Here is a 25,750-nt window from a genome sequence, read left to right on the forward strand (position 1 = left end):
ATAGAATATACATGGGAATGGGAGTCACTCCCATTCCCATATTTTCAATAGGAATGAAACAACAATAGATTAGAGGAACTCTATGCTAAATTACACAAAAGAAGAATTACTTGAACTGGGTGCAGAAATCACGACTCGTGAAATCTACCAACAGCCTGATGTATGGAAAGAAGCTTTTGAAGCCTATCAAGCGAAACGGGAAGAAATTGCAGCCTTCCTACAAGGGATTGCGGATAAACATGACTATATCAAGGTCATCTTGACAGGTGCTGGGACTTCTGCTTATGTGGGAGATACCTTGGTGTCTTACTTTAAGGAAGTCTATGACGAACGCAAATGGAATTTCAATGCCATTGCGACAACTGATATTGTTGCCAATCCAGAAACCTATCTGAAAAAAGATGTGGCGACTGTCCTTGTTTCCTTTGCTCGTAGTGGAAATTCACCTGAAAGTGTGGCAACGGTTGATTTGGCTAAAGCCTTGGTGGATGACCTCTATCAAGTGACCATTACATGTGCTGCAGAAGGGAAATTGGCTCTTCAGGCTCATGGCGATGATCGCAATCTTTTGCTCTTGCAACCAGCTGCTTCCAATGACGCTGGATTTGCCATGACTTCTAGCTTTACGTCCATGATGCTAACAGCTCTCTTGGTCTTTGATCCTACAGAATTTGCTGTGAAAGCTGAACGTTTTGAAGTTGTGTCTAGCCTTGTCCGCAAAGTTCTAGACAATGCAGAAGATGTCAAAGAGTTGGTTGACCTCGACTTTAATCGTGTTATCTACCTAGGCGCTGGTCCTTTCTTTGGACTTGCTCATGAAGCTCAGCTCAAGATTTTGGAATTAACAGCTGGTCAGGTGGCGACTATGTATGAAAGCCCAGTCGGCTTCCGTCACGGTCCAAAATCATTGATCAACGAAGATACAGTTGTTTTGATCTTTGGTACAACGACAGACTACACTCGCAAGTACGACTTGGACTTGGTTCGTGAAGTGGCTGGTGATCAGATTGCTCGTCGTGTTGTGCTCTTGAGTGATCAAGCCTTTGGTCTTGAAAATGTCAAAGAAGTAGCCCTTGGTTGTGGCGGTGTCTTGAACGATATTTACCGTGTCTTCCCTTACATCGTTTATGCTCAACTCTTTGCCCTATTGACTTCGCTGAAAGTTAAAAACAAACCAGATACACCGTCTCCTACAGGTACAGTAAACCGTGTGGTACAAGGTGTGATCATTCATGACTATCAAAAATAAGGAAGTGTCTATGAGTAAATTACAATTAAGTCCCAATAAAGTAGCTTGCCTGCAAAAACTCTCTGACGAGAATGGTATCATCTCAGCTCTTGCCTTTGACCAACGTGGTGCTTTAAAACGCCTCATGGCTCAATACCAAACAGAAGAGCCAACAGTCGCTCAAATGGAAGAACTCAAGGTCTTGGTTGCAGATGAATTGACCAAATACGCATCATCTATGCTCCTTGACCCTGAGTATGGTCTTCCAGCTACAAAAGCGCTTGATCCAAATGCAGGTCTTCTCCTTGCTTATGAGAAAACTGGTTACGACACAACTAGCACTAAACGCTTACCAGACTGCTTGGATGTTTGGTCTGCCAAACGCATCAAAGAACAAGGCGCAGACGCTGTTAAGTTCTTGCTTTACTATGACGTAGACAGTTCTGACGAACTCAACCAACAAAAACAAGCCTACATCGAACGCATTGGTTCTGAGTGTGTGGCGGAAGACATCCCATTCTTCCTTGAAATCTTGGCTTACGATGAAAAAATTGCTGACGCAGGTTCTGCAGAATACGCCAAAGTAAAACCACACAAGGTTATTGGTGCTATGAAGGTCTTCTCAGACCCACGCTTTAACATCGATGTCTTGAAAGTAGAAGTTCCAGTCAATGTTAAATACGTTGAAGGCTTTGGCGATGGTGAAATCGTGTATACTCGTGAAGAAGCAGCAGCCTTCTTCAAAGCACAAGACGAAGCGACTAACCTTCCATACATCTACTTGAGTGCGGGAGTGTCAGCTAAACTTTTCCAAGAAACACTAGTCTTTGCCCACGAATCAGGCGCAAACTTCAACGGCGTTCTTTGTGGCCGTGCAACATGGGCTGGATCAGTTGAAGCTTACATCAAAGATGGTGAAGCAGCAGCTCGTGAATGGCTTCGCACAACTGGTTTTGAGAACATTGACGAACTCAACAAAGTTCTCCAAACCACAGCGACTTCATGGAAAGAACGTGTGGAAGCATAAAACAAGTATAGAAGAATCCCTTTTTGTTAAGAAGATACTTAAGTTTTTCTGACAAAGGATTCTGAAAATAGAAACTACAACCATAGATGGTGCATACACTCTCTATGGTTTGTTTACTTAAGAGAAATAGATCAAAGGAGAGAAGAATGAAAGCATACACAGAGCGTGTGTTTGGAAATCATGAGGGCAAGGATATCTTAGCCTATCGCTTTGAGACTGACAGTGGCTACCAACTAGAAATCATGACCTATGGTGCGACCATCTTGCGCTATGTCACACCTGACAAGGCTGGAAATTTTGCCAATGTGATTTTGGGTTTTGATGATTTTGATAGCTATGTAGGCAATAGTCCCAAGCATGGAGCAAGTGTAGGTCCTGTAGCGGGCCGTATCGCAGGTGCGACATTTGAGCTCAATGACCAGACCTATGACCTTGAAGTCAACAATGCTAGCAACTGCAACCACAGTGGTTCAACAGGTTGGGATTCGAGCTTGTTTGAATTGGTCGAGGTGAGCGACCATGGCTTGACCCTCTACACAGAGCGTACAGATGGGACAGGAGGATTTCCTGGCAATCTCAAAATCTGGATCAGCTATCACTTGGAAGAAACTGGTGCCTACGAAGTCAGCTATAAGGTGACGACAGATCAGGATACGCTGGTCAATCCAACCAACCACAGCTACTTTAACTTGTCTGGTGATTTCACGCAGACAATTGACCGCCATGTCTTCCAACTAAACACAGAGGGTATTTACCCAATCGCTCCCGACGGTGTTCCGGCTAAGACTCCAGATGCTACTCGTGATGTGGTTAAACATATCTACAATGGAGCTTTGCTGAAGGATATCTTTGCAGAGGAAGATGAGCAAATCCAGCTGGTATCTGGTTTGGATCACCCATTTGCTCTTCCTGCAGGTCATGACAATGCTGGTTTCCTTTATGACCAAAACTCAGGTCGCTTCCTACTTTTCAAGACAGAGGCCCCTTGCTTTGTGGTCTACACAGCAAACTTTGTGGATGAGAGTGTGCTCATCGGAGGCCAACCAATGGTACAGCACAATGGTATTGCCCTTGAAGCGCAAGCTTTACCAGATGCCATTCACAGCGACCTCAAAGACCAAGTCATTCTCAAAGCAGGGGAAACTTTCACCAGCAAAACTCGTTACGAGCTTGTTGTAAAATAAAAAGAAGAGCTGGTTCCCAGCTCTTTTGAGTTTCGTGCTGTTGTATTGACATTAGAGGCAGTTTGGTCAGTACATGGCTTATTTTTCTTTTTTCTGTTTCTCGATTCTCTCTAACATTCTGTTTTTACGCTCCTCCAGTTTTTGGATTTGCTTGAGCAAAAGATCTGAAAAGTCACTATCGAGCTCTTCAGCCTCTCCACTACTATACCAATCTAAGGCGACAATGTGATTATTTTTATCAAAGCAGAAAATCACATCTCCATCACCGATGATAGACAGAAAAGGGATATAATTTACAAAGCCTAGTTCATGTAATTCTTTGGTCTTCAGTCGAATGTCTAAAAAATCAGGTATCTCATTTGCAATGCCGTAAACCTTAATACCACGGCAAAATGTCCAAAATGGTGCCACATCAAATGCTTTAGCTCTAGGTCACAGTTCCTCCCTGACTTCCATATATAGTCCGCCTAGGGGTGACATGGTAAATTCTCTAAAGTCGTCTGGAAGACTGATTTGATACAGTTTTTCAAAATCTTCTATATCCTGTTCGGAGGGTTCATTTCCCATGCAGGCTACAACTTGGTAGGTTTTAGAATCATAATGATGAAAATAATCATAGACTTTTTCTAGTGACATGACTACACCTTTCTATCCTAGGTAAATATATTCGACAACCAAATCACAAAGCTGATTATCCTTATCATAGCCAAAGTAGACGGGATAGACTCCGTCTCCAAAACCTGATTGGATCATCGGAATGCTTAGGTCAGTGTTAGGGATTTTAAAGTTAATCCAATCCCCACCCTCACGCTGATAAAGGGGATTTTCTATGGCGTTTTGGGCAAAAATTGCTGCAAAGAAATCGTCGTAGATATTTTTGTCAGGATTTTCTTTATACCAATTGTCTTCAAAATCGCAGTAGGCATTCTTGGTGTCAACGTCCACTATTGTTGCCAGACCTGCGTCAACTGCAAATCCAAAATAAGAGTCTTTTTCAACAGTGTCTATATCTTCATCACCAGTCAGTGCTTCATAGTAGATGACTGGCACTTGATCTGTAAATTGGATTCTCGTTGCTACATACCTGTAGTGATCTTCTTCTAACTTGGCTACTAAGGTTTTTATTCTATATGTTCCTTTGGGTACAGATTGTAAGTAGGGCTTTTCCTCTCTACGGAGCCAGACCAAAGGATCGCGAACCAGAATTTCTCCGCTAGGGAAAGCCACTTTCCCCATATCCAAAACAAAAATTTCTGCACCCTGTATTTCTTTCCTCTCAAAATACTCTGCATAATTGACAGACGAAGTGAGCAGGTGTTTTATTTCTTGGTACTTTTGCAACCATTCTTTTGAAACTTGTATTTTTCTCATAAACGGTTCCTTTTTAAATCTTCTATCTTATGCTTTTATTTCCCTAATTATCGAAAAGATTAGGTCTTTAAGACTTTCTGCGACATACACAACTTCATCAGGATCATGAATATAGCAAAGAATCTGACCTTCTTTTCCTTCTTTGTCAGGATCAAAATCCAGCATCAGGAAACAGCTGTCACAATATTCGGCAAAAGGAATCCATCTTTTATTAAAAAGGTAGGGTTTTATCCTGCTATCTTTCATTTTTTCAATATCTTCACCTGTAAAATACTCAGGAAATTCAGTCAAGAGTGTGTCTCTGTTTTGAAAATAGTGTTTAGTGTTTTCGATTGCCTGCAGGCTCAGCAAGCAAAATGCCATGTCTCTTTCATCTATAAGGCAAGGCAGAATACTGAGATACTTACTCCCGTTTTTATAGCTGTAAAGCTCTTTTACATCATCAGGCAACGTTATCCCAAATTTCTCTTCAAATGCTGCTATTTCTTCCTCAGAAGCGCCGGATATCTCCTGATAATCGTCCAGATATTCTTCCTCCACAGGATCATCCAAATCCCATTCTTCAAAGTTTTCGCAAATGTACTCTTCTATCTTTTTTATCTCATCACTTATCTGCATACCATCCACCCTTTATTTGCTTAGTTACAGATCTGCTTCGATTATTTGTTGCATATATGCTGGCATATCATTTACAAATTCTTCAAAACTGCACATATCTTTCATCTCTTCATGCTCTATATCATAGAAAGCCACCTTCTTTGTTTTAGGATTCCATACAATATAGATATGGTCATAATCTCCTGTCAGCTTAGATATACGCAGAAGTTTCTGTCTGCCTTTTTTCATCGGAACAGTATTGACTAAAGAGAAAAACTCTATCCATTTAAAATCACAGTCTTTAAGCTCGAAATGTAATTCCTCACTTTGAAGAAAATCAATGACTACCTTAGGCAATTTAAATGATTTAAGTTAATCCAGTTTATTTTGTAAACTGTGGTATTCTTCAGGTTCTAACTGCTTAAAATATGCAGCCATTTCTTCATCGCCATTTTCAAGTGCGATACTGTATGGACGCATACCGCCTTTTTCGGTTATTGTTACATCTGCTCCATTTTCTACAAGATATTGACACATTTTCAAATCAACATACCTTGTGGCTACACATAGCGGGGTTGGTTTAAAAGGATAGACCGTATCAGGGGCATTGTAGTTAATATTAACTCCGTTCTTTATAAAGAAATCAAGCACTTCATAATTTCTCTCTGAAACTGCACTGCGAAATGCCTGTCCACCGTATTTTTCTACCCTATGCCCTAATTCGTGGATAAGAGGTAGGTTCTCATATTTTTTCCCATATAAAGCCTGTTCAAAGGCCTCTGCCTTTACCTCATTTACACAGTTCACCTTTGCGCCATGTTCTACCAGATACCTGATAATAGCTTTATCACAATACCTTACAGCAAGCAAAAATGAAGGACTTCCTTTTACATTCAGATTGACGCCCTTTTGCACAAGCCATTTTACAGAGTCAAAACTTTCCATAATCAAAGCTATTTCTAAAGGTGACAAAGTGGTATACTTACCTATTTTTATACCCTTTTCAATATCCCATCCCTTTGAAAAATACTCATCTAGTGCGGGTATATTTCCCTTTATAATATCACCTACAATTTGTGGAACAGATTTAAAATTTCCTATATCTTTTAATTTGACCATTTTAAGTCTCCTACAGATTATGTATTCATCTGTTATAATTTATTTCCCCTAAAGGAAGCGGATCAGGATTTAAACCTACCCAGAGAACCGAAAGTTCACACAAACGTTCAGTTATAGTATCTTCGTCACAGCCTTTTGCACGGATGCTGGAAATCAGTTCCTTAGTTTCTTCCAGTTCTTCTTCGGAAAGTGGTGTACCTGAAGCGAAATGATTTGGCAGGGCTTTAAGCATGTTCCGGTAGTGTTTATCCCAGTTGACACCGCCATTTCTATAGAGCTCATCCTGTACGCGCCCTGTTATACGAATCACTTCGCCTTGTACAGTTTTTGCTGGCCCGCTTGAAGGAATCAACATCTCCCAAAGTTCATCGTATTGCTTTTGCCAAGGACCATCTTCTACAAGAATAGGAGAAACTCCGTCATATATTTTGCGTTTTGGAGCAGGCTTTACATCAAACAGTGTATAGAGTTTTTCAAGCCCAGCTTCGGTTTCCGCCAGATATTCTTTATTAAAATTTTCTCTGTGAAATTCAAAATCCTTACCGATTATTTCGACTCTTTCTGCCATTTCAGGTGTTGCCTCAGCACCCGCCCTTATTAACATTTCTGCAATTTCTGCTGCCTGTGCAATATTAATATTCCTGCAAGTAGCAAGGGTTTCGGCTAGTGGAGTTCGCCCCATATCATTTTTTGCATTAGCATCTGCACCTTTTTCAATCAAAAAACTGACTATCTTAGGGCGGAAAAACCCTGCTGCCGTATGCAGCGGCGTACTTCCATATGCATCAGGTTTTTGTATATCTCCGCCTAATTCAAAAAGTAGTTTCACAGTATCCCTACCCAGCGTGGCATGTTTATATAATGGCGTCCGCCCATAATAATCAGGAGTATTTACATCTAAACCCTGTTCCACCAGCCAGATAACAAGCTCATCAGGAACGCCTCCAAAATGAAGTGCCGTATTTAAGCTGTATCTGCCGTCATGAGCAGTAAGCTCACATTTATCATATACGGCTTTAAGAGCTTCAATATCTCCTACTGTAATCAGTTCATCAAAATTTTTAGGTAAGGTCACTCTTTTTTGGCCATTGTTCCTATCCTTTAATATAAAACTAACATTTGCATTTTACATTTCTAAAGCCACTTAAGCCCATCAACATTTTTTAAAATCATAGATCTTCCATCGTAGTCATTTTTTAACTCGATTTCTTTTTCCTTAACCGAAATGTTGTTGTACCAGTGGTCCAAACTTGCATATTTTCCTGTATGGATATTGATAAGCATGCTTGTTATAGGATTCCAAGTGCCCTTTTCCACTGTTTCTGCAAGCAAATAATAGGCATCTAAAAATATGAGATTTCTTCCATACATCCAAAATGGAAGTTGAATATTTAACAAAGGCAATTTTGCAGAAAAAATATCATCTCCATGTGGTGGCACGGTTTCATAATGAAATTCTATCTCACTCCCATAATATGCTATCGTTGCTCCTTCGCAACCGATGCTTTGAGGAATCCCCTCCTCAACTACTAAAAATTCCATTGGCTTCCCCTTGTATTTTTATTGAATGAACTCCGACCAGACTCTCCACGTTTACAACCAGATGGTAAAGGTAATCACCTGCTTTTTATAGGTGACAAAGATTTTTCCTCTAAACAGGCTGACGAGGTGCTGGGCCATGGAGAGGCCAATACCATGACCAGATGTGGTTTGGTTATTGTGTGATGTTTCGGCGCGATAAAAGCGGTCAAAGAAGCGTTTAATATTGGCAGGCTGCCCATCCTTGTAGTCGTTAGACACAGTGATACAGGTGCGCTTGCGTAGGAGATAGGCTTTGCGTTTGAGAGTTAGACGGATGGTGCCTGCTGGATCACAGTATTTGCGGGCATTGTCAAGAAGAATGCTAAGAAGCTCATAAAATTCCTCTTGGGCTACTTTTTCTATGATATCTGCTTCAATCAGGCTTTCAAAGTTTTTATCTTCCTTTTTAAAGAGGGGAGCAAAATCTGTCGCAACTTTCTCAGCAATAAGCGAGATATTTTGAGGAGCTAGTTTGATATCCTCTTGCTCCTCGAGCCGAGCAAGTCGGATCAGTCTTCCAATCAAGTGGTTGAGACGCTCGGTCTGTTCCTTGGTGCTGATACTCCACTCAGTCTCTCCTTCCATGAGTTCTTGAAGCTCGGTATTGGCCGAAATGATAGCCAGCGGTGTTTTGAGTTCATGACCTGCATTAGTGATAAACATCCGTTGTTTCTCATAGTTTTTGACGAAGGGACGGATAACAATCCCAGAAATCAAGGTAAAGAGCAGAGCAAGGAGAAATAGGCTAGCCAGTGATAACCAGATAGAGACTTGAAAGAGGGTGTCCCGTTCGCGAATGTAGTTGGTAGCTTCAAAGAAGACTAGGAGCTTGCCCGAAGCTGTCTGACTAATCTGGTAGGTGAAGTAGCGCCCGTTGCGAGTAATCGTGCCATAGGTTTCCGGTTTTTTAAGAATTTTCTGGAGAAAATCTCTGACGTCTGCTTCGGTCAGTGATTGGACATTCCCTAGAGAAATAGTGTAGTCATTCCCCTTTTCTCTGACAGAGAAATACTGAAAATTGTAGATAATCCCTTCCTGGATGTTCTTTTTGGTGAAACTTTCCTTGATTTCATCTGTGATTGGGAGTTCGCCTTCATTTTTAGACAAGATGGAGAGGACGGTTTGGATATTATCCTCTGTCTGAGTATAGACGATGCTATTCATCAAGACCAGAAAGAATGCAAGAATCAGAGCGATAGCAGCAGTGGCTGTGACAATAAACTTGATGCGTAGTTTTCGAAACATCTAGTCTCCTCCTGTCAGTTGGAAAGGCCCTTCTGCAGATCCTAAGATTTGCAAGTTGGACTGAACGCTTTGGAGTTTTTGGCGGAGATAGGAAATATAGAGAAAAACGAGCTCGTAATCCCTTTCTTCCAGCTCCTCTGGCCAGACTTGCTCTAGTAGTTGTTGACAACTGAGGGTCTGGTTAGCATGCTGAATGAGGAGGGTCAAGAGTTGAGTCTCCTTTTTCCCTAAACGAATGCTGTTTGTAGCAGCTAATTCTTGTTCGTTAATATCCAAGCTAGTATTTCCTAATTGGACCGTATCTGGGGTATAGTCCTCCAGACGGCGGGCAGTAGAACGGAGCCTAGCCAATAGTTCCTTGAGCGAGAAAGGCTTGGTCAAGTAGTCGTCGGCACCTGCATCGAGTCCGGTTACACGATCATCTACTTCAGCCATGGCTGTCAGCATGATAACGTGGGTCGTATTGCCCAACTGGCGAATTTCTTTGAGGGCTTCGATTCCAGTTTTGATTGGCATCATGATGTCAAAAATCATGAGGTGATAGTGGTTAGTTGTAGCTTTTTCGACAGCATCTTGTCCATTAAAAACAGAATCAACGCCATAGCCTTCGCGTTCTAAAGCAACAGTGATGACGCGATTTAGTTGAGTTTCATCTTCGGCAAGTAGGATTTTCATAGGTTCTCCTTAGTCTTGGTCAGATCGCTGAATCAAATCACGGATGGTCTGCATGGTCAAGTCGCATGAAGCAAGCTCATCGGCACAACGTTTGAGCTCGCGCGTGATTCGTTCAGGGTTTTGGATGTTTTTCTTATATTTCATCTGATGTTCAAGGCTGGCCCAAGAGTCCATAGCAATCGTGCGCAGTTGGATCTCGATAAAGTAGGTTCCTTGGTCATTTCCCAGACAGTCTGGGTAGGGGGTAGTCACTTCGAGAATCAGATGGTAAGAACGGTAGCCATTGGGTTTGACCTGACGGATATAGTCTTTCTCTTTAAAAATATGGATGGTGGGTAGCTGACGAATATAGTCAACGATGCGGTAGATATCATCTGTAAAGCCTGTGATGATCCGAACACCGATAGCATCTCGGATTTCTTTGAGAGCGGATTGACTCGTCTGAGGAAGGCCTTTGCGTTGGCATTTTTCACGCATACTTTCCTCGGTTTTGATACGCGCATGCAAATGCTCATATAGTTTGAGGGAGGTTTCTTTTTTGTAATTAGCTGCGGCTTCTTCCATATCTTGAATAAAGGTCTGCAAGATAGTGGGTAAGTAGACTTCGCAAGGGCCATAGATAGAGTTCATAGGCTGGTCCATTCTAAGAATGGCTCGTATTGCTACGAGCATAGATTCTAATAGTATTTGTCATTCTATTATACCATGAAAGCGATAGCAGGGTGAGATTCTATAGATAAAGAGGGAACGAGAATTTTGACAAAGGAGTCCATTAGAGATATAATGAAGAAAAATCGACCAAGGATAAGAAGATGACAAACTCAAAGTATATTACACGCCTGAAACGTTCAGAGGGGCAGTTGCGTGGAATTCAAAAGATGATCGATGAAGATCGTGATTGTGCAGATATCATTACCCAGTTGACAGCGGTTCGTTCGAGTGTGGAGCGCGTGATTGAGATGATCATTACCGAGAATCTCACAGCCTGCATCAACCAACCCCTGGACGACCCTGAGGCTCAAAAAGAACGCTTAGAAAAGGCTGTTCAGTACCTAATCAAACGAAAATAGTAGTTCTCTATGTGATAGAACAAGATAAGAAAGTGGATCACAGGAGGGGAAAGATGACAAAAGAAGAACGAGCAGAAAAATGGTTTCAGAGTATTCCTGAGACAGAAGCTATTCCTATACAAACTAAAATGGAGATCTGTAGTCAGGCAGCGAAACGAATGGCGTTTATATGGCTTGGCCTACTTGGTGTGGAATGTTTGTTCCTATTCTGGTTCACTGGGGGCGAACTGTTCAATCAAGTAGCGGACTTTCTAAATCAGCTATCAGAAGGGAGCCCCACAAAAAATCGATACAGGGGTCTCGCACTCGCAGGTACTCTTATTTGTCTGCCTGTCTTGATCTTACCTAGCATTGTTGCCCATTTCTTTAGACAAGGTTGGATTCAAAAAGAGGCTGAAAAGGTAGTCAAAGAGATGGCCCCTGTTACAAGTGATCAGCCCTATCTAGATGGAGACGATAGAGCAGATTTTGCGAGCATTTCAGGAAGAATCTTTGCGGATTGGGTGCTAGATGATGGTGAGAAGGAACAAAATGGCTTTGAACTTGAGGAAGTATGGCAGCAACTAGCAGCTGTACAAGATGGTGATAGGGATTTTCTCACTTTAATACCTCAGCAGCCAGTTAAACTAAAGGGGAGTCAGCTTGTATCGGATTTTGTACAGGTTTGTCAGGATGAAGATTCGGACGCTTTTCGTTTTGAGATCAGTGTTGCTGACGCCGAACGAATCAACGAGAATGTAATCTACGAAAAAAATGGTCTGAGCGAGAAAGAAACTCAAGACATGCTTCGGGCATATTTGGAGAACAGAGTCACACCAGAGCTAGAAGATTGGGAAATTGTACTAGATATGCGGACAGATGAGCAGAAAAATATCGCAATCTATCAGGAAATAACCCAATTGCTAACAGATGATAGTGAGGTACGATCTCGTTTGACCTCCTGTTTTGAATCACCGAAAGCCTATTTCAAGCAGTATGCAGAGAGATATGACGAGCGGGGCATAGGCGAAGGAGTTGATGAAGCTACGATAAAATGGCTTGCTATTGCTGATGAACTGCTCGCTGTGAATACAGTGATTGAGTTAGACTGGAAGACAGATAAGGACGAATTTCTGTACCAATTAACGCCTCTGGCAACTAAACAAACTCTTGATTTGGAGGAGAATTGGTTCGACGAGGGTGATGACATCCCTACTTGGTGTAAGATTTTGGACGAAAGATGGGCTGGACACGATTTCTGTCTTGCTTGTATGGATATTAATAGTGATAGTTATGTGCTATTTATCTGCAAGAGGGATATTCTGGAAAAATTAGTCACCTTGAGTCACACAATCAATCAGCGTTTCGGCTATGCAAAAAATATGTAATTGCTAGTGTATTTCAAGGAGGGAGTTCAAGATGACTTTTGCATTTAAGGATGCACCCAACACAGCCTGTATAGTTTGTCACCATGTCTTGGCTGGGAAAAATCCGATCACCTTTATCTCCCACGATGAAGAGGATGGCATGTGGCAATTTTTGTGTTCAGAAGACCATACTGGAGAGGATGCACGCCTCATTTCCCTAGCTGAAGCATTTAAACTAGACGCATCCATCGGACAAGTCGCGGATATACCTTGTGGCTATGCGGTGGAAAGAAAAGATGGGCTTGCTGGCTGGAAATCATGCCCATCCTAACAGTTGGGGCTCCGTCTAAGATAACTTGTATGAAAATGAAAGAAACCTAGAGATGCTTGGATATAAATTGGAAGAAAACCCATTTTTTGGTATAATTAAAGGTAGTAAGACAAGTTAAAGGAGGCAAGCGAATGGAAGCATACGAAAAAGTAGTAGAGATGCTAAATGGGCTAGACATTCCTTTTGAAATCGTGGAGCACGAGCCAGCCTTGACGACAGAGCAAGCCGATAGCTTTATCGAAGGGATCGAAGGTGTCCGTACCAAGACCATGTTTCTCACCAACAAAAAGAAAACAGCCTATTATCTCGTGATTATGGATGATAAGAAACGTTTGGATATGGACCTCTTGAAAGACTTGGTAGGAGCCAATAGAATCCGTATGGCTTCCTCTGAGAGCTTGTTTGAAAAAATGATGTTACCAGCAGGTGTAGTATCGCCATTTGGTTTGCTGAACAATACTGACAAGGACATTCAAGTTTATTTTGACAAAGAAATCATGTCTGAAAAACGGATGAGTTTTCACCCCAATACCAATGAAAAAACTCTCTTTTTGGATACGACAGATATACTCAAATTCCTAGAAGCCATTGGCTATGAGGCTCATATCATCGAGTTATAAAGATTAAAGAAACCGACTAAGTTCATCTTAATCGGTTTTTTGATTATTCTACCTCACCTGGCCAGTGGTTCATACCACCTTCTACATTGATAACGGTGAGACCTTGGGCGCTGAGAAATTGACAGGCAGAGGCAGAACGCACTCCACCTTGACAAATGACATGGTATTCCTGGTCAGGTTTGAGTTCTTTGTAGCCTTGCTCCAAGGTGCTTAACGGAAGATTTTTTGCACCTGGCGCATGTCCTGCTTGAAACTCATGTACTTCACGTACATCAATAAGATCTAGTTTTTCATTTTGATATTTTTCATAAAAGTCAGCCATGCTGATATTAGTTACCATATTCTACTCCTTCTGGGTTAGCCATTTTGTATAGTGAATAAGCGCCGTCAAGGTTTTGGACGGTAAATCCTGCTTGTTTGAGGATACGCTCTGCGATATAGCTGCGCAAACCACTGTGGCAGCTAACGATGTAGGCTTGGTTCTTGTCCAGTTCGTCCAAGCGTTCCCGTAGTTCGTTTAGGGGGATGTGGATGGTATCGACTTTGAATCGACCACTCTGGAATTCGCCACTTGTCCGTACATCTAGGAATTTCTTTCCCTTAGCCAGTTCGTCTTCGAGCTGGTACCATTGAATATTGTCGCTGAGACCTTCGATTAGGTTCAAGGCTGCGTAGCCCAGCATATTGACGGGATCCTTGGCAGAGCCAAATGGTGGGGCATAGGTGAACTCTAATTCTGGTAAGTCAAAGACGGTGAGATTTCCCTTAATAGCAGTTGCCAGGATGTCGATTCGCTTGTCAACACCTTTCTTCCCAACTCCTTGGGCACCATAGATTTTTCCAGTGGTTGGGTCAAAGAGGAGCTTCAAGGTCATATCAGTAGCGCCTGGATAATAACCAGCGTGGTCTTTCCCACTGACATGAAGGGCCTTGTAAGGAAGTTGATTCATGCTAAGGATACGCTCGCTGAGACCAGTCGAAGCAGCTGTCATATCAAAGGCACGAACGATAGCAGTGCCGATACTGCCCTTGTTAGTACGGCCGAGTCCTGCGATGACGTCCGCCACTTGGCGTCCTTGGCGATTGGCAGGAGAAGCTAGAGAGATGAGAGCGTCTTGGCCCGTAATCTCTTGCTTGACAACGATAGCGTCCCCAACTGCAAAAATATCTTTTTGACTGGTTTCGTAGTGTTTGTTGACGAGGATACCACCACGAAGTCCCAGTTCAATCCCCGCAGCTTTTGCCAGTCCGTTTTCAGGTTCAACACCGACAGAAAGGATGGTGAGGTCAGAAGCGATCTTTTGACCGTTTTCGAGAACGATGATTTTTCCTTGGTCTTCAAATCGAGTCGCAGACTGAGAAGTGATAACGCGAACGCCGTTTTTAACCAATTCTGCTTGGACAAAGGCTGCCATTTCTTGATCCAATGGTGGTAAGACATGGGGTGCTTTCTCAACGATAGTAACTTGCAATCCACGTTTTGTCAGGTTTTCAGCCATTTCAAGCCCGATAAATCCTGCACCGATAACGACAGCTTCTTCTGGATGATTGTCCAAGGCTGCCATAATTTCATCGAGATCGGGAACATTGCGAAGCGTGTAGGCATTCTGCGCTTCTGCTAGGCCTTCAATGGTAGGAACAAATGGTTTAGCCCCTGGAGAGAGGATCAGCTTGTCATAGCTTTCTGTGAATTCCTGTCCATCGTGTCGCACCGTCACAGTGTGCTTTTCTGGGGAAATGCTGATGACCTCGTGGAAAGGACGAACATCCAGATTAAAGCGTGCCTTGAGACTTTCAGGAGTTTGAACCAATAAACTATCACGGTTTGCAATTTCTCCTGAAACATAGTAAGGAAGCCCGCAGTTTGCAAAGGAAACAAAGGGACCTTTCTCAAAAATAGTGATTTCAGCATCTTCCATGAGACGTCTGAGACGGGTTGCTGCTGACATACCGCCTGCAACTCCTCCGACAATGATAATTTTCATTGACTTTCTCCTTTATGCTTCTAGATGACCTTACCTGTCCAAGCATTCATACCGCCTCGAACATTGATAACATCATAGCCTTTTTTCTTTAGCTTTTTCGCAGCTAATTTGCTTCGCACACCGGAATGACAAATGACATAAAGTGTTTCTTTTGTCGCAGGTGTGTAAGAACCGATTTCGGTTAGAGGGACATTCTTGGCATTTTTGATATGACCTCTACGGAATTCCATAGGCGTCCGAACATCCAGTAGCTGAATCGGTTCTCTGAGTTTAGCTTCTAACTCGCTGGTAGAAATACTGTCAATTTTTGTAAATAATAAGTGAAACATAGGCACCTCCAAATATACCCTTATGGGGTATATTAAACCATGAAGTTAAGCTTTTGTCAAGCAAGTTGTTTTGAGTTGGGATGGGGAATGGTTTCGAGAGTTCAGAAAGAAGTCCTAGACCAGCTTATTCTTGACCTTTCAAAGCCTTTTTGATATGATGGCGTCAAAGTAAGTGTGAGGTGTAAAGATGACCAGTGAATACCAGAAAATGATAGCGGGAGAGTTTTATCGTCCATCGGACCCAGAACTGAGAGCCTTGGCTCAGGCTTCTCGCCAAAAACAGGCTGCCTTTAACAAGGAAGAAGATCCCTTGAAAGGGACGGAAATTATCAAGACTTGGTTTGGTTCAACTGGGAAAAATCTCTATGTCAATCCACGACTGGTGGTTGATTATGGGGTCAACATCCATCTAGGGGAAAATTTTTATTCTAATTGGAACTTGACCATGCTGGATGTTTGTCAGATTCGCATCGGGAACAACGCCATGCTTGGCCCCAACTGTCAATTTTTAACCCCACTCCACCCACTGGATCCGCATGAACGCAATTCAGGGGTCGAATACGGCAAGCCCATCACCATCGGAGATAATTTCTGGGCTGGAGGTGGTGTCATTGTCCTTCCTGGGGTGACACTGGGTAATAATGTCGTCGCTGGAGCAGGGGCCGTGATTACCAAGTCCTTTGGAGACAATGTCGTCCTAGCTGGCAATCCTGCGCGTGTGATTAAGGAAATACCTGTGAAATAGAAGTGAAAAGGAACAGCTAGGGCTGTTCTTTTTATGAGTTTTAGTCTTATAAATTTTTCTTCTTTTTGGCTTTCTTGGTCAAGGAGACATCGCACTGGGGGATGATGGTTTTAAAAACCTATTAAATGTAGCCTAGAGTTCAAAAATTGTTTTTAGCAGTCCTTTCTAAAAAATTACTAAGCGAAACGTAATTGAAACTAAATTTAAGGAAACTTTCAGAAAAGTTTTAGTTTTGTTTCAGGAATCTTCTGTAGACTGTCTAGCTATATCATACGAAGGAGAGGAAAAAGGTATGAAATCAAAAAAATGGATCCTACTCGCAACGAGTCTAGCAGCAATGGTGCTGATGGCAGCATGTGCCCAGTCAACAACTACATCCAATACCAATGCAACAACAACTTCAACCAAAACAAACCAAACTTCCTATTTCACAGAGAAGGACTATGATACTTCCTATAATGAAAGCACAGCTTCTAAGATTGAACTATCTGGCTCCTCTGCAAACGTCTCTGGAGATGGTGCGACAGTCTCTGGCTCAACAGTAACCATCACAAAATCTGGAACCTATGTGATTTCAGGTCAGTCTGATGGAGTGCAGATCAAGGTCGAGGCAGATGAGTTGGCAGATGTTCAGCTAGTCTTAAAAGGTGTCACCATGACCAACGCCAATGCAGCGATATCTGCTACATCAGCTGGTCATGTCTACCTGACTCTAGCAGAAGGAACAACCAACAGTCTCTCTGACTCAAGCTCGAACAGCGACGAAAAAGCCGACGCAGCCTTATTTTCTAAGGTGGATTTAACCATCAACGGGAAAGGAACTCTTAATGTAGAAGGTAAGAAAAATAATGGTATTAAGGCTAACGACACTCTCCACATCACAGGAGGAACCTATAACATCACAGCAGTTGGCGATGCCTTTAATGTAAATGATGAACTCAACATCACTGGTACGACCATGACCATCGATGCTAAAGAAGATGGAGTCAAGGTGGACAATGATGAGGATACTTCAGTCGGAACCATGTACCTATCTAACAACAACATCACCGTTACAGCAGGGGATGATGGCATCCACGCTTCTGGAGACCTTGTCATCGATAGTGGGACCTACACCGTCAAGAATTCAACAGAAGGACTTGAAGGTAAGTCAATCACTATCAACGGAGGGGACATTAGCATCTATTCAACAGATGATGGAGTCAACGCGGCTAATAAAAACGCCCAACAAAGTGAAATCTTCTTCACCATGAACGGTGGAAATCTAACAGTAGAAGTAGGACAAGGGGACACAGACCCAATCGACTCAAATGGTAACATTACTGTTACTGGAGGAATCATTAAAATGACAGGTCAAACAGGTTTTGACTTTGATGGAACAGCGACCTACACAGGCGGAGACTTCTATCTCAACGGTGAAAAACAAACGGAAATCGTCAATTCTATGCCTGGTGGCGGTGGACCGAATGGGGGCCCTCAAGGCGGAGGACCAGCCCCTGGCGGACAAGGATAAACAAAAAAGGATAGCATTCAATTAGATTGCTATCCTTTTTTAATTAGTAATTTCTGTGTATCTTATTCTGGGGAAGTAGATTTTGTTTTTATTTATAACTCCTCAATCGCCTTGCATAGAGCCTTTACATCTTCTTTTCGACTAGACCAAGAAGTAGCAAAACGCATGATGGTGTGCTTATCATCGTATTTTTCCCAGTAAGAGAAGCTCACCTTTTGCCCCAGTTTTTTCATCTGTTCATCATTCACAATACAAAAGACCTGATTTGTTGGATTTTCAAAATAAAGGGGGAGACCAGTATTTTTACAAGCTAGACGAATCTGGTTGGCGTAGGAAATCGCATCTTTGCCAATCGTTTGATAGAGATTGTCTTTAAACAATTCGTCAAATTGGATACCGAGAAGTCTTCCTTTAGCTAGAAGGGCACCATGTTGTTTGATAATGGTAGTCATGTGAGGAAGAAGTTGAGGATTTGGGATAACGACTGCTTCCCCGAGAAGAGCGCCACATTTGGTACCTCCGATATAGAAAGCGTCGCATAAGCGAGCCAAATCAGCAAGATTAACATCATTTTCAGGGCAGGCAAGAGCGTAAGCAAGACGAGCACCATCTACGAAGAGTTTAACATTCTTTTCCTTACAAACTTGAGAAATAGCTTCTAATTCTGCTTTTGAATAAAGGGTTCCAAGCTCAGTTGGTTGTGAGAGATAGACCATTCCTGGCATGACCATATGCTCATGGTTTTTATCAGCCCAATAGTCTTCAATAGTTTCTTTGACTTGCTGGGCGGTCAATTTTCCATCTGCTCCCTCCAGTTCGAGTATCTTGTGACCTCCAAATTCGATAGCACCAGCCTCATGAACGCTGATATGGCCAGTTTTTGCAGCAATCACCCCTTGGTAAGATTGGAGGAGACTGTCAATCATGACTTGATTGGTTTGGGTACCACCGACAAGAAGATGAACCGCTGCCTGTGGACAAGCGCAGGCTTTGCGAATGTTTTCAACAGCACTGGCACTAATCGAATCGCTCCCATATCCGCTCATTTCCATTTCGTTGGTTTCCATGATTCGTTGAAGAATCGCAGGGTGTGCTCCTTGAAGATAATCATTTGCAAAATTTAGGATTTCGTTTGTCATAAAAGACCTCTTTCTTGATTGATGTATTTATTGTACAAGAAATACATTCATTACACAAACGTCAAAAAATCATATCAACTATGATAAAATGGAATAGATAAAAGAAAAGGAGTGAAAAATGGACGTAAGTAAATGCCAGGCGGTTCTAATTGCCAGTGAAACAGGTTCTTTTTCAGCTGCAGCAGAACAACTCAACTATACTCAGTCAGGGATCACTAGAATGATTTCTAGCTTGGAAGAGGAATTAGAATTTTCTTTGTTTATCCGCAGTAAAAAAGGAGTTCGTTTAACTGAAAATGGGAAATTGATGTTGCCTTATTTCAGGGAAATCGTTGAATCTAGTCAGGTCGCACAAGAGATGAGTGATGATATAAAAGGAGTCGTCCGTGGTTCTATTACGATTGCCTGCTACTTTAGTGTATCCTCTATGTGGATGCCTCGTCTTTTAAAAGTCTTTTCAGAAAGCTATCCCAATATACAGATTAAGTTGTTGGAGGGTGGGAATAAGGAAATAGCTAAGTGGTTGGCAGAAAAATCTGTCGATATCTGTTTATGTGCAGAACCTCAAGATAAGACGGATTATAGTTGGGAAGAACTCTATCGGGATCCACTTCTTGTTTGGCTTCCTAAAAATCATCCTAAGGTTAGACAAGCTCAATACGAGATAAAGGATTTAGAGGCAGAGGATTTTATTCATACCTTACCAGCTCAAGATACAGATCAGGACAGACTAATTGAGCAAGAAGGTTTACATTTAAAAACACGTTTTACAACAAAAGATGGATTTACTACCTATCAGTTAGTAAAAGCAGGATTAGGAGTGAGTTTTAATCAGGCTATGATAGCACAGGATTGGAAAGAAGATGTAGTCCAGTTGCCCCTAAACCCACCGCGGTTTGTCTCACTCGGGCTTGCTTTGCCAAGACAGAGACCAACTTCTCCAGCAGTGCAACGATTTCTTAAATGTATGGAAGAGGAGCTTTCGGAATTGCTAAAGACAACTCCTTGACACTTCGTCAGCTTTTGATACAATAGTACAAAATTAGAGGAGGTGGGCTATGATTCAGAAGCATGCGATTCCCATTTTAGAGTTTGACGACAACCCCCAGGCGGTCCTTATGCCAACACATGAGGGGCTAGATTTAAAGTTGCCAAAGAAGTGCATCTATGCGTTTTTGGAGGAGGAGATTGACCGCTATGCTCAGGAAGTAGGGGCGGACTGTGTTGGTGAGTTCGTTTCTGCCACCAAGACTTATCCAATTTATGTCCTCAACTACAAGGGCGAGGAGATTTGTCTTGCCCAGGCGCCTGTTGGTTCTGCTCCAGCGGCCCAGTTTATGGATTGGTTGATTGGCTATGGTGTGGAGCAAATCATCTCCACTGGTACCTGTGGTGTCCTAGCCGATATAGAGGAAAATGCCTTTCTCGTCCCTGTTCGCGCTCTGCGAGATGAGGGGACTAGCTACCACTATGTAGCGCCTTCTCGTTATATGGAGATGCAGATTGAGGCTGTCTCTGCCATTGAGCAAGTCTTGGAGCAAAGAGGCATTCCTTACGAGGAGGTCATGACCTGGACGACAGATGGTTTTTATCGAGAGACAGCTGAAAAGGTTGCCTATCGCAAGGAAGAAGGTTGCTCTGTTGTGGAGATGGAGTGCTCTGCTCTTGCGGCAGTTGCCCAACTACGTGGTGTTGTCTGGGGGGAATTGCTCTTTACCGCAGATTCCTTAGCGGATCTGGACAACTACGACAGTCGTGACTGGGGCTCAGAAGCTTTTGATAAGGCACTCGAACTCTGTCTTGCCATTTTGCACCATATGTGAGTACTCTTACTGTTTTTATGGTAGAATGTAGTTATGTTATTCAAATCTTTTTTGGAAAAAATCAAGACGACATTGGGACGTTTATCGCCAGCCCGTCGCATCTTTTTAAGTTTTGCCCTAGTGATCTTCTTAGGTTCGCTTCTTTTAAGTCTCCCCTTTGTGCAAGCAGAAACGTCACAAGCGACCTACTTTGACCATCTCTTTACGACTGTGTCTATGGTCTGTGTGACAGGGCTCTTTACCCAGCCAGTAGCCTCTACTTACAATATCTGGGGCCAGTTGATCTGTATGATTTTGATCCAGATCGGTGGATTGGGTCTCATGACCTTTATCGGAATCTTTTATATCCAAGGCAAGCAAAAGCTCAGTCTTCGTGGTCGTGAGACCATTCAGGAAAGTTTTAGCTATGGGGAAACTCAGTCTCTAAAGGATTTTATCCGCTCGATCTTTCTGACGACTTTTCTGGTGGAAGGAATCGGTGCCTTTCTCTTGAGTTTCCGCTTTATTCCTGAATTTGGCTGGGGACGAGGGATTTTAACTTCTATCTTTTTGGCCATTTCAGCTTTCTGCAATGCTGGATTTGATAATTTTGGAAGTACGAGTTTGCTAGCTTTTCAAACGGACCCCTTGATCAATCTAGTGATTGCAGGTTTGATTATCACGGGTGGGCTAGGATTTATGGTCTGGTTTGATCTAGCGACCCAGTTTGGGAAAAAGAAAAAACGCCGTCTGCGTTTCCATACCAAGTTGGTTCTCTTTTTAACGGCGGGGATTTTGCTCTTTGGAACAGTATCGACTCTCTTAATTGAGTGGAACAATCCTGGGACGATTGGAAATCTCAGCGCTCCAGAGAAACTGCTGGTTAGTTTCTTCCAAACCGTCAGCATGAGAACGGCTGGCTTTGCTTCCATTGACTACACCCAGGCTCGACCAGTTACCTTACTGATCTACATCCTGCAGATGTTTCTGGGCGGGGCACCTGGAGGGACAGCAGGAGGACTCAAGATTACGACCTTCTTTGTCTTGTTGGTCTTTGCTCGCAGTGAATTATTGGGCTTGCCTCATGCCAATGTAGCTCGGAGGACCATTGAACCCCGAACTGTGCAAAAATCTTTCAGTGTCTTTATTATCTTCTTACTGACCTTCTTGCTGGGCTTGATCCTACTAGGGATAACAGCAGAAGGAAATCCGCGCTTTATCTACCTCATGTTTGAGACCATTTCAGCCCTTGCGACAGTTGGAGTGACGGCAAATTTAACGCCGGAGTTAGGTAAGTTAGCCCTCAGTATCGTTATGTTGCTGATGTTTATCGGCCGTATTGGTCCCTTGACACTACTGGTCAGTGTAGCGGAATACCAGCCAGATAAGAAAGACACAATTCACTATATGAAAGCAGATATCACCATTGGATAAGAAAGGATAAATGATGTCAGATCGAACAATTGGAATTTTAGGCTTGGGAATTTTTGGGAGCAGTGTTTTGGAAGCTCTAGCCAAGCATGACATGAATATCATTGCTATTGATGACCACGAGGAACGCATTAATCAATTTGAACCAGTGTTGGCGCGAGGGGTAGTTGGAGATATCACGGATGAAGAACTCCTTCTATCAGCGGGGATTGACACCTGTGATACCGTAGTTGTCGCAACGGGTGAAAATTTGGAGTCCAGTGTTCTAGCGGTTATGCACTGCAAGAGTTTAGGAGTACCGACCGTCATTGCCAAGGTCAAAAGTCATACAGCTAAAAAGGTTCTAGAAAAAATCGGGGCAGACGCAGTCATCTCACCAGAGTTTGAAATGGGGCGCTCATTGGCACAGACCATCCTCTTTCATAACAGTGTAGACGTCTTTCAGCTGGACAAGAATGTATCGATTGTCGAGATGAAAATCCCCCAATCATGGGTAGGTAAAAGCCTCAGTCAGTTGGATTTGCGTGGGCGATACAACCTCAACGTACTTGGCTTTCGTTCCTACGAAAATGCTCCTCTGGATGTCCAATTCGGACCTAATGACCTCTTGCAGGCAGATGCCTACATCATGGCCGTCATTAATAACCAACATCTGGACACCCTGGCTGAACTGAGTGAGTAGGAGAGGAAGGGCTACTCTCTTTCCAAATAATTAACGAGTCAATATAAGTATTTTATAAGAGGGATTTAAGAAAAATTTTAACTTTTTCTTAATCCTTTTTAATTTTAGGAGATTATACTAGAGTCATCAAAAAAAAGAAAACTCTAAGGAGAATCCTATGAAATTCAATCCAAATCAGAGATATACTCGTTGGTCAATTCGCCGTCTCAGTGTCGGTGTTGCTTCAGTTGTTGTGGCTAGTGGCTTCTTTGTCCTAGTAGGTCAACCAAGTTCTGCACGCGCTGATGTCGTCAATCCGACCCCTGCCCAAGTCGTGCCAGACGCAACTTCGGTGAGTGAAAAGAGCGACTTACCAGCAGAGGTTCTCAAAAAAGCAGTCGATGTAGCTCTTCCTTCAGAACAAGCAGACTCAGCACCTAAAGCAAGTGTGGATACGACAAGCCCTTCAGAAAAAACGGACGCAACTGCTAAAGAGCCGGCAGTAGCGCCAAAAGAAGAAGTACAAGCACAACCTGACTCTAAGAAAGAAACAGAAGATGCAGTTAGACCTGCGAAAAGTCCTGCGTCTACAGTTTCTGGACAAGACCGTGAAACTAGTGAAGCGCAAGCAGCGACCACCCCAGCTGAAGTGCAAAAAGGTGTGGCTGACAACACCAAAGATACAGTAGATGTTCCGGCTTCTTACTTGGATAAAGCTAATTTCCCAGGACCATTTACAGCTGGTGTCAACCAAGTCATTCCATATGAAGCTTTTGGTGGAGATGGTATGTTGACTCGCCTGATTTTGAAGGCATCAGACAAGGCTCCATGGTCAGACAACGGAACGGCTAAAAATCCTGCCCTCCCACCAGTAGAAAAATTGGGCAAAGGTCTCTACTTTTATGAAGTGGATTTAGCAGGCACTCAAGGAAAATCAGATAAAGACTTGCTTGACCTCTTAAAACAAAACGGTACGCAAAGCTATAAGGCTACCATCAAAGTGTACGGTGCGAAAGATGGCAAGCCTGACTTAACCAATCTCGTAGCAACTAAAGATTTGACTGTTAACTTGAATGGTTTGACCACCCCAGCTGAAGTGCAAAAAGGTGTGGCTGACAATACCAAAGACACAGTAGATGTTCCAGCTAGCTACCTTGACAAAGCAAACTTCCCAGGACCATTTACAGCTGGTGTCAATCAAGTCATTCCATATGAATTTTTCGCTGGAGACGGCATGTTGACTCGTCTGATCTTGAAAGCCTCTGATAAGGCTCCATGGTCAGACAACGGAACAGCTAAAAATCCAGATCTCCCACCAGTAGAGAAATTGGGCAAAGGCCTTTACTTCTACGAAGTAGACTTGGCTGGAACCCAAGGCAAATCAGATAAAGAGCTGCTTGACCTCTTGAAACAAAATGGAACTCAAAGCTATAAAGCTACTATCAAGGTGTACGGTGCGAAAGATGGCAAGCCTGACTTAACCAATCTCGTAGCAACTAAAGATTTGACTGTTAATTTGAATGGTTTGACCACCCCAGCTGAAGTCCAAAAAGGTGTGGCCGACAACACCAAAGATACAGTAGATGTTCCGGCTAGCTACCTTGACAAAGCCAATTTCCCAGGTCCCTTCACAGCTGGTGTCAACCAAGTCATTCCATACGAATTCTTCGCTGGTGACGGCATGTTGACTCGTCTTATCTTGAAAGCATCTGATAAGGCTCCATGGTCAGACAACGGCTCAGCCAAAAATCCAGCTCTCCCACCAGTAGAGAAATTGGGCAAAGGCCTTTACTTCTATGAAGTGGATTTAGCAGGCACCCAAGGTAAATCTGATAAAGAGCTGCTTGACCTTTTGAAACAAAATGGTACACAAAGCTATAAGGCAACCATCAAAGTGTACGGTGCGAAAGACGGCAAGCCTGACTTAACTAATCTGGTAGCGACTAAAGATTTGACTGTTAATTTGAATGGCTTGACCACACCAAATCAGGTTAAAGACTCTGTTGCTAATAACATCAAAAATAGCATTGATGTTCCAGCTAGCTACCTTGACAAAGCAAATGTTCCAGGTCCATTCTTGGCCGGTGTCAACCAAGTTATTCCATACGAAGCTTTTGGTGGAGATGGTATGTTGACTCGCCTCTTGTTAAAAGCTTCAGACAAAGCTCCATGGTCAGACAACGGAACAGCTAAAAATCCTGCCCTATTGCCACTTGAAGGCTTGGCTAAAGGTCAATATTTCTACGAAGTGGATTTGAATGGCAATACGGTTGGCAAAGATGGTCAGGCCTTGCTGGATCAACTTCGAGCTAACGGAACCCATACGTATCTAGCTACTGTTAAGGTCTATGGTTCTAAAGATGGAAAACCAGATTTGACCAATCTTATCGCAACTCGTCAAGTAACGATTCAGCTTCGTGGAAAAGAAATGGCGACAATACCATCTCAACAAGGTCAGATGAATACGAAGCCTTCTGAAACAGGCTCTACAGGTATGACTGAGGGTATGATGGGTACAAATCACCATATGTCAGATATGAAAGTAGATCAACCAGCTTCTAGCCCAATGGCTAATATGATGAAAAAAGATGATAAAGCGATGCTACCAAATACTGGGGAAGCTCAAACGGCTACAGCTGGCCTTGGTATCTTTGGTCTAGCCTTGGCAGGTCTTGTTGGACTCTTGGGTTTGACAACCAAACGAGAAGATTAAGATTCAAATCATTTAAACATTAGAGAAAATAGTGTTAT

General features: G+C 42.8%; 27 protein-coding genes and 1 pseudogene. 14 read left to right on the forward strand and 14 right to left on the reverse strand.

The genetic code is table 11. The features are described from left to right. Positions 1-82 precede the first annotated feature (82 nt). The 3 genes from ACVBD2_RS00350 to ACVBD2_RS00360 all read left to right on the forward strand — a co-directional run bounded on the left by ACVBD2_RS00350 (position 83) and on the right by ACVBD2_RS00360 (position 3,439). The gene (locus ACVBD2_RS00350) at positions 83-1,249 is read left to right on the forward strand and encodes an SIS domain-containing protein (RefSeq protein WP_461685806.1); all 1,167 of its coding nucleotides are present in this window, start codon (positions 83-85) and stop codon (positions 1,247-1,249) included. A 10-nt stretch (positions 1,250-1,259) separates the two neighbouring features. Next, positions 1,260-2,255, forward strand: a complete 996-nt coding sequence (lacD, locus tag ACVBD2_RS00355) for a tagatose-bisphosphate aldolase (RefSeq protein ID WP_061454265.1) — start codon at positions 1,260-1,262, stop codon at positions 2,253-2,255. A gap of 146 nt (positions 2,256-2,401) precedes the next feature. Then, complete coding sequence (locus ACVBD2_RS00360) at positions 2,402-3,439, forward strand: aldose epimerase family protein (protein ID WP_461685807.1); 1,038 nt, start codon at positions 2,402-2,404, stop codon at positions 3,437-3,439. A gap of 78 nt (positions 3,440-3,517) precedes the next feature. On the opposite strand, the pseudogene ACVBD2_RS00365 reads toward ACVBD2_RS00360, so the two are convergent. The 10 genes and pseudogenes from ACVBD2_RS00365 to ACVBD2_RS00410 all read right to left on the reverse strand — a co-directional run bounded on the left by ACVBD2_RS00365 (position 3,518) and on the right by ACVBD2_RS00410 (position 10,657). Beyond that, positions 3,518-4,075: pseudogene (locus ACVBD2_RS00365) on the reverse strand (SMI1/KNR4 family protein). A 12-nt stretch (positions 4,076-4,087) separates the two neighbouring features. Further along, positions 4,088-4,810 (reverse strand): DUF4241 domain-containing protein, encoded by a 723-nt coding sequence (locus tag ACVBD2_RS00370; RefSeq protein WP_461685808.1) that lies wholly within the window; start codon positions 4,808-4,810, stop codon positions 4,088-4,090. Positions 4,811-4,837: 27 nt separating this feature from the next. Beyond that, the gene (locus ACVBD2_RS00375; RefSeq protein ID WP_461685809.1) at positions 4,838-5,428 is read right to left on the reverse strand and encodes an SMI1/KNR4 family protein; all 591 of its coding nucleotides are present in this window, start codon (positions 5,426-5,428) and stop codon (positions 4,838-4,840) included. Between the two features lie 24 nt (positions 5,429-5,452). Next, on the reverse strand, positions 5,453-5,764 hold the full coding sequence (locus tag ACVBD2_RS00380; protein WP_461685810.1) for a hypothetical protein: 312 nt from the start codon (positions 5,762-5,764) through the stop codon (positions 5,453-5,455). A gap of 15 nt (positions 5,765-5,779) precedes the next feature. Further along, positions 5,780-6,526, reverse strand: a complete 747-nt coding sequence (locus ACVBD2_RS00385; RefSeq protein ID WP_461685811.1) for an ankyrin repeat domain-containing protein — start codon at positions 6,524-6,526, stop codon at positions 5,780-5,782. Between the two features lie 25 nt (positions 6,527-6,551). Further along, positions 6,552-7,634, reverse strand: coding sequence for an ankyrin repeat domain-containing protein (locus tag ACVBD2_RS00390; RefSeq protein ID WP_461686286.1), 1,083 nt, complete (start codon positions 7,632-7,634; stop codon positions 6,552-6,554). Positions 7,635-7,660: 26 nt separating this feature from the next. Next, entirely contained in the window at positions 7,661-8,068 is a 408-nt protein-coding gene (locus ACVBD2_RS00395; protein WP_461685812.1) for a hypothetical protein, read from the reverse strand. Between the two features lie 51 nt (positions 8,069-8,119). Next, the gene (locus tag ACVBD2_RS00400) at positions 8,120-9,352 is read right to left on the reverse strand and encodes a sensor histidine kinase (RefSeq protein WP_461685813.1); all 1,233 of its coding nucleotides are present in this window, start codon (positions 9,350-9,352) and stop codon (positions 8,120-8,122) included. After that, entirely contained in the window at positions 9,353-10,027 is a 675-nt protein-coding gene (locus ACVBD2_RS00405) for a response regulator transcription factor (protein WP_268722939.1), read from the reverse strand. It abuts the gene before it with no gap. Positions 10,028-10,036: 9 nt separating this feature from the next. After that, positions 10,037-10,657 carry a GTP pyrophosphokinase gene (locus ACVBD2_RS00410; protein WP_376739456.1) on the reverse strand — a complete coding sequence of 207 codons (621 nt, stop codon included), beginning with the start codon at positions 10,655-10,657 and terminating at the stop codon, positions 10,037-10,039. A 182-nt stretch (positions 10,658-10,839) separates the two neighbouring features. On the opposite strand from ACVBD2_RS00410, the gene ACVBD2_RS00415 reads away from it, so the two are divergent. From ACVBD2_RS00415 to ACVBD2_RS00430, 4 genes are all read left to right on the forward strand, one after another. Continuing rightward, positions 10,840-11,097, forward strand: a complete 258-nt coding sequence (locus ACVBD2_RS00415; RefSeq protein ID WP_000185156.1) for a metal-sensitive transcriptional regulator — start codon at positions 10,840-10,842, stop codon at positions 11,095-11,097. Between the two features lie 53 nt (positions 11,098-11,150). Further along, a complete protein-coding gene (locus ACVBD2_RS00420) occupies positions 11,151-12,464 on the forward strand; it encodes a DUF6630 family protein (RefSeq protein ID WP_461685814.1) in 1,314 nt (437 codons plus the stop codon). A 31-nt stretch (positions 12,465-12,495) separates the two neighbouring features. Then, the gene (locus ACVBD2_RS00425; protein WP_125416485.1) at positions 12,496-12,774 is read left to right on the forward strand and encodes a hypothetical protein; all 279 of its coding nucleotides are present in this window, start codon (positions 12,496-12,498) and stop codon (positions 12,772-12,774) included. Between the two features lie 131 nt (positions 12,775-12,905). Continuing rightward, complete coding sequence (locus tag ACVBD2_RS00430; RefSeq protein ID WP_268708031.1) at positions 12,906-13,394, forward strand: prolyl-tRNA synthetase associated domain-containing protein; 489 nt, start codon at positions 12,906-12,908, stop codon at positions 13,392-13,394. 43 nt (positions 13,395-13,437) lie between these two features. Here ACVBD2_RS00430 and ACVBD2_RS00435 read toward each other — a convergent pair whose 3' ends face one another. From ACVBD2_RS00435 to ACVBD2_RS00445, 3 genes are read right to left on the reverse strand one after another with little or no spacing between them, the layout of a single operon-like run. Then, positions 13,438-13,734: a rhodanese-like domain-containing protein gene (locus ACVBD2_RS00435; protein ID WP_461685815.1), complete on the reverse strand. Its 297-nt coding sequence runs from the start codon at positions 13,732-13,734 to the stop codon at positions 13,438-13,440. Then, complete coding sequence (locus ACVBD2_RS00440; RefSeq protein ID WP_461685816.1) at positions 13,724-15,379, reverse strand: FAD-dependent oxidoreductase; 1,656 nt, start codon at positions 15,377-15,379, stop codon at positions 13,724-13,726. The genes ACVBD2_RS00435 and ACVBD2_RS00440 overlap by 11 nt, the downstream gene beginning before the upstream one ends. A gap of 20 nt (positions 15,380-15,399) precedes the next feature. Beyond that, positions 15,400-15,708 carry a rhodanese-like domain-containing protein gene (locus ACVBD2_RS00445; RefSeq protein ID WP_461685817.1) on the reverse strand — a complete coding sequence of 103 codons (309 nt, stop codon included), beginning with the start codon at positions 15,706-15,708 and terminating at the stop codon, positions 15,400-15,402. 187 nt (positions 15,709-15,895) lie between these two features. Here ACVBD2_RS00445 and ACVBD2_RS00450 point away from each other — a divergent pair, with 187 nt between their 5' ends. Both ACVBD2_RS00450 and ACVBD2_RS00455 read left to right on the forward strand, forming a co-directional pair. Further along, on the forward strand, positions 15,896-16,453 hold the full coding sequence (locus ACVBD2_RS00450; RefSeq protein ID WP_461685818.1) for a sugar O-acetyltransferase: 558 nt from the start codon (positions 15,896-15,898) through the stop codon (positions 16,451-16,453). Between the two features lie 292 nt (positions 16,454-16,745). Next, on the forward strand, positions 16,746-17,966 hold the full coding sequence (locus tag ACVBD2_RS00455) for a carbohydrate-binding domain-containing protein (RefSeq protein WP_461685819.1): 1,221 nt from the start codon (positions 16,746-16,748) through the stop codon (positions 17,964-17,966). 92 nt (positions 17,967-18,058) lie between these two features. Here the strand turns inward: ACVBD2_RS00455 and ACVBD2_RS00460 are convergent, their stop codons facing one another. After that, positions 18,059-19,093: a threonine aldolase family protein gene (locus tag ACVBD2_RS00460; RefSeq protein WP_461686287.1), complete on the reverse strand. Its 1,035-nt coding sequence runs from the start codon at positions 19,091-19,093 to the stop codon at positions 18,059-18,061. Between the two features lie 130 nt (positions 19,094-19,223). On the opposite strand from ACVBD2_RS00460, the gene ACVBD2_RS00465 reads away from it, so the two are divergent. The 5 genes from ACVBD2_RS00465 (at position 19,224) to ACVBD2_RS00485 (ending at position 25,712) form a co-directional block, all read left to right on the forward strand. After that, a complete protein-coding gene (locus ACVBD2_RS00465; protein WP_461685820.1) occupies positions 19,224-20,114 on the forward strand; it encodes a LysR family transcriptional regulator in 891 nt (296 codons plus the stop codon). A 49-nt stretch (positions 20,115-20,163) separates the two neighbouring features. Beyond that, a complete protein-coding gene (locus ACVBD2_RS00470) occupies positions 20,164-20,928 on the forward strand; it encodes a nucleoside phosphorylase (protein WP_461685821.1) in 765 nt (254 codons plus the stop codon). A gap of 33 nt (positions 20,929-20,961) precedes the next feature. Then, positions 20,962-22,341: a TrkH family potassium uptake protein gene (locus ACVBD2_RS00475; protein ID WP_461685822.1), complete on the forward strand. Its 1,380-nt coding sequence runs from the start codon at positions 20,962-20,964 to the stop codon at positions 22,339-22,341. A 13-nt stretch (positions 22,342-22,354) separates the two neighbouring features. Next, a complete protein-coding gene (locus ACVBD2_RS00480; protein ID WP_061454260.1) occupies positions 22,355-23,020 on the forward strand; it encodes a potassium channel family protein in 666 nt (221 codons plus the stop codon). Positions 23,021-23,177: 157 nt separating this feature from the next. Next, positions 23,178-25,712, forward strand: a complete 2,535-nt coding sequence (locus ACVBD2_RS00485; protein WP_461685823.1) for an SSURE domain-containing protein — start codon at positions 23,178-23,180, stop codon at positions 25,710-25,712. The last annotated feature ends 38 nt before the right edge of the window (positions 25,713-25,750 follow it).

The sequence above is a fragment of the Streptococcus sp. KHUD_018 genome, from assembly GCF_054861215.1.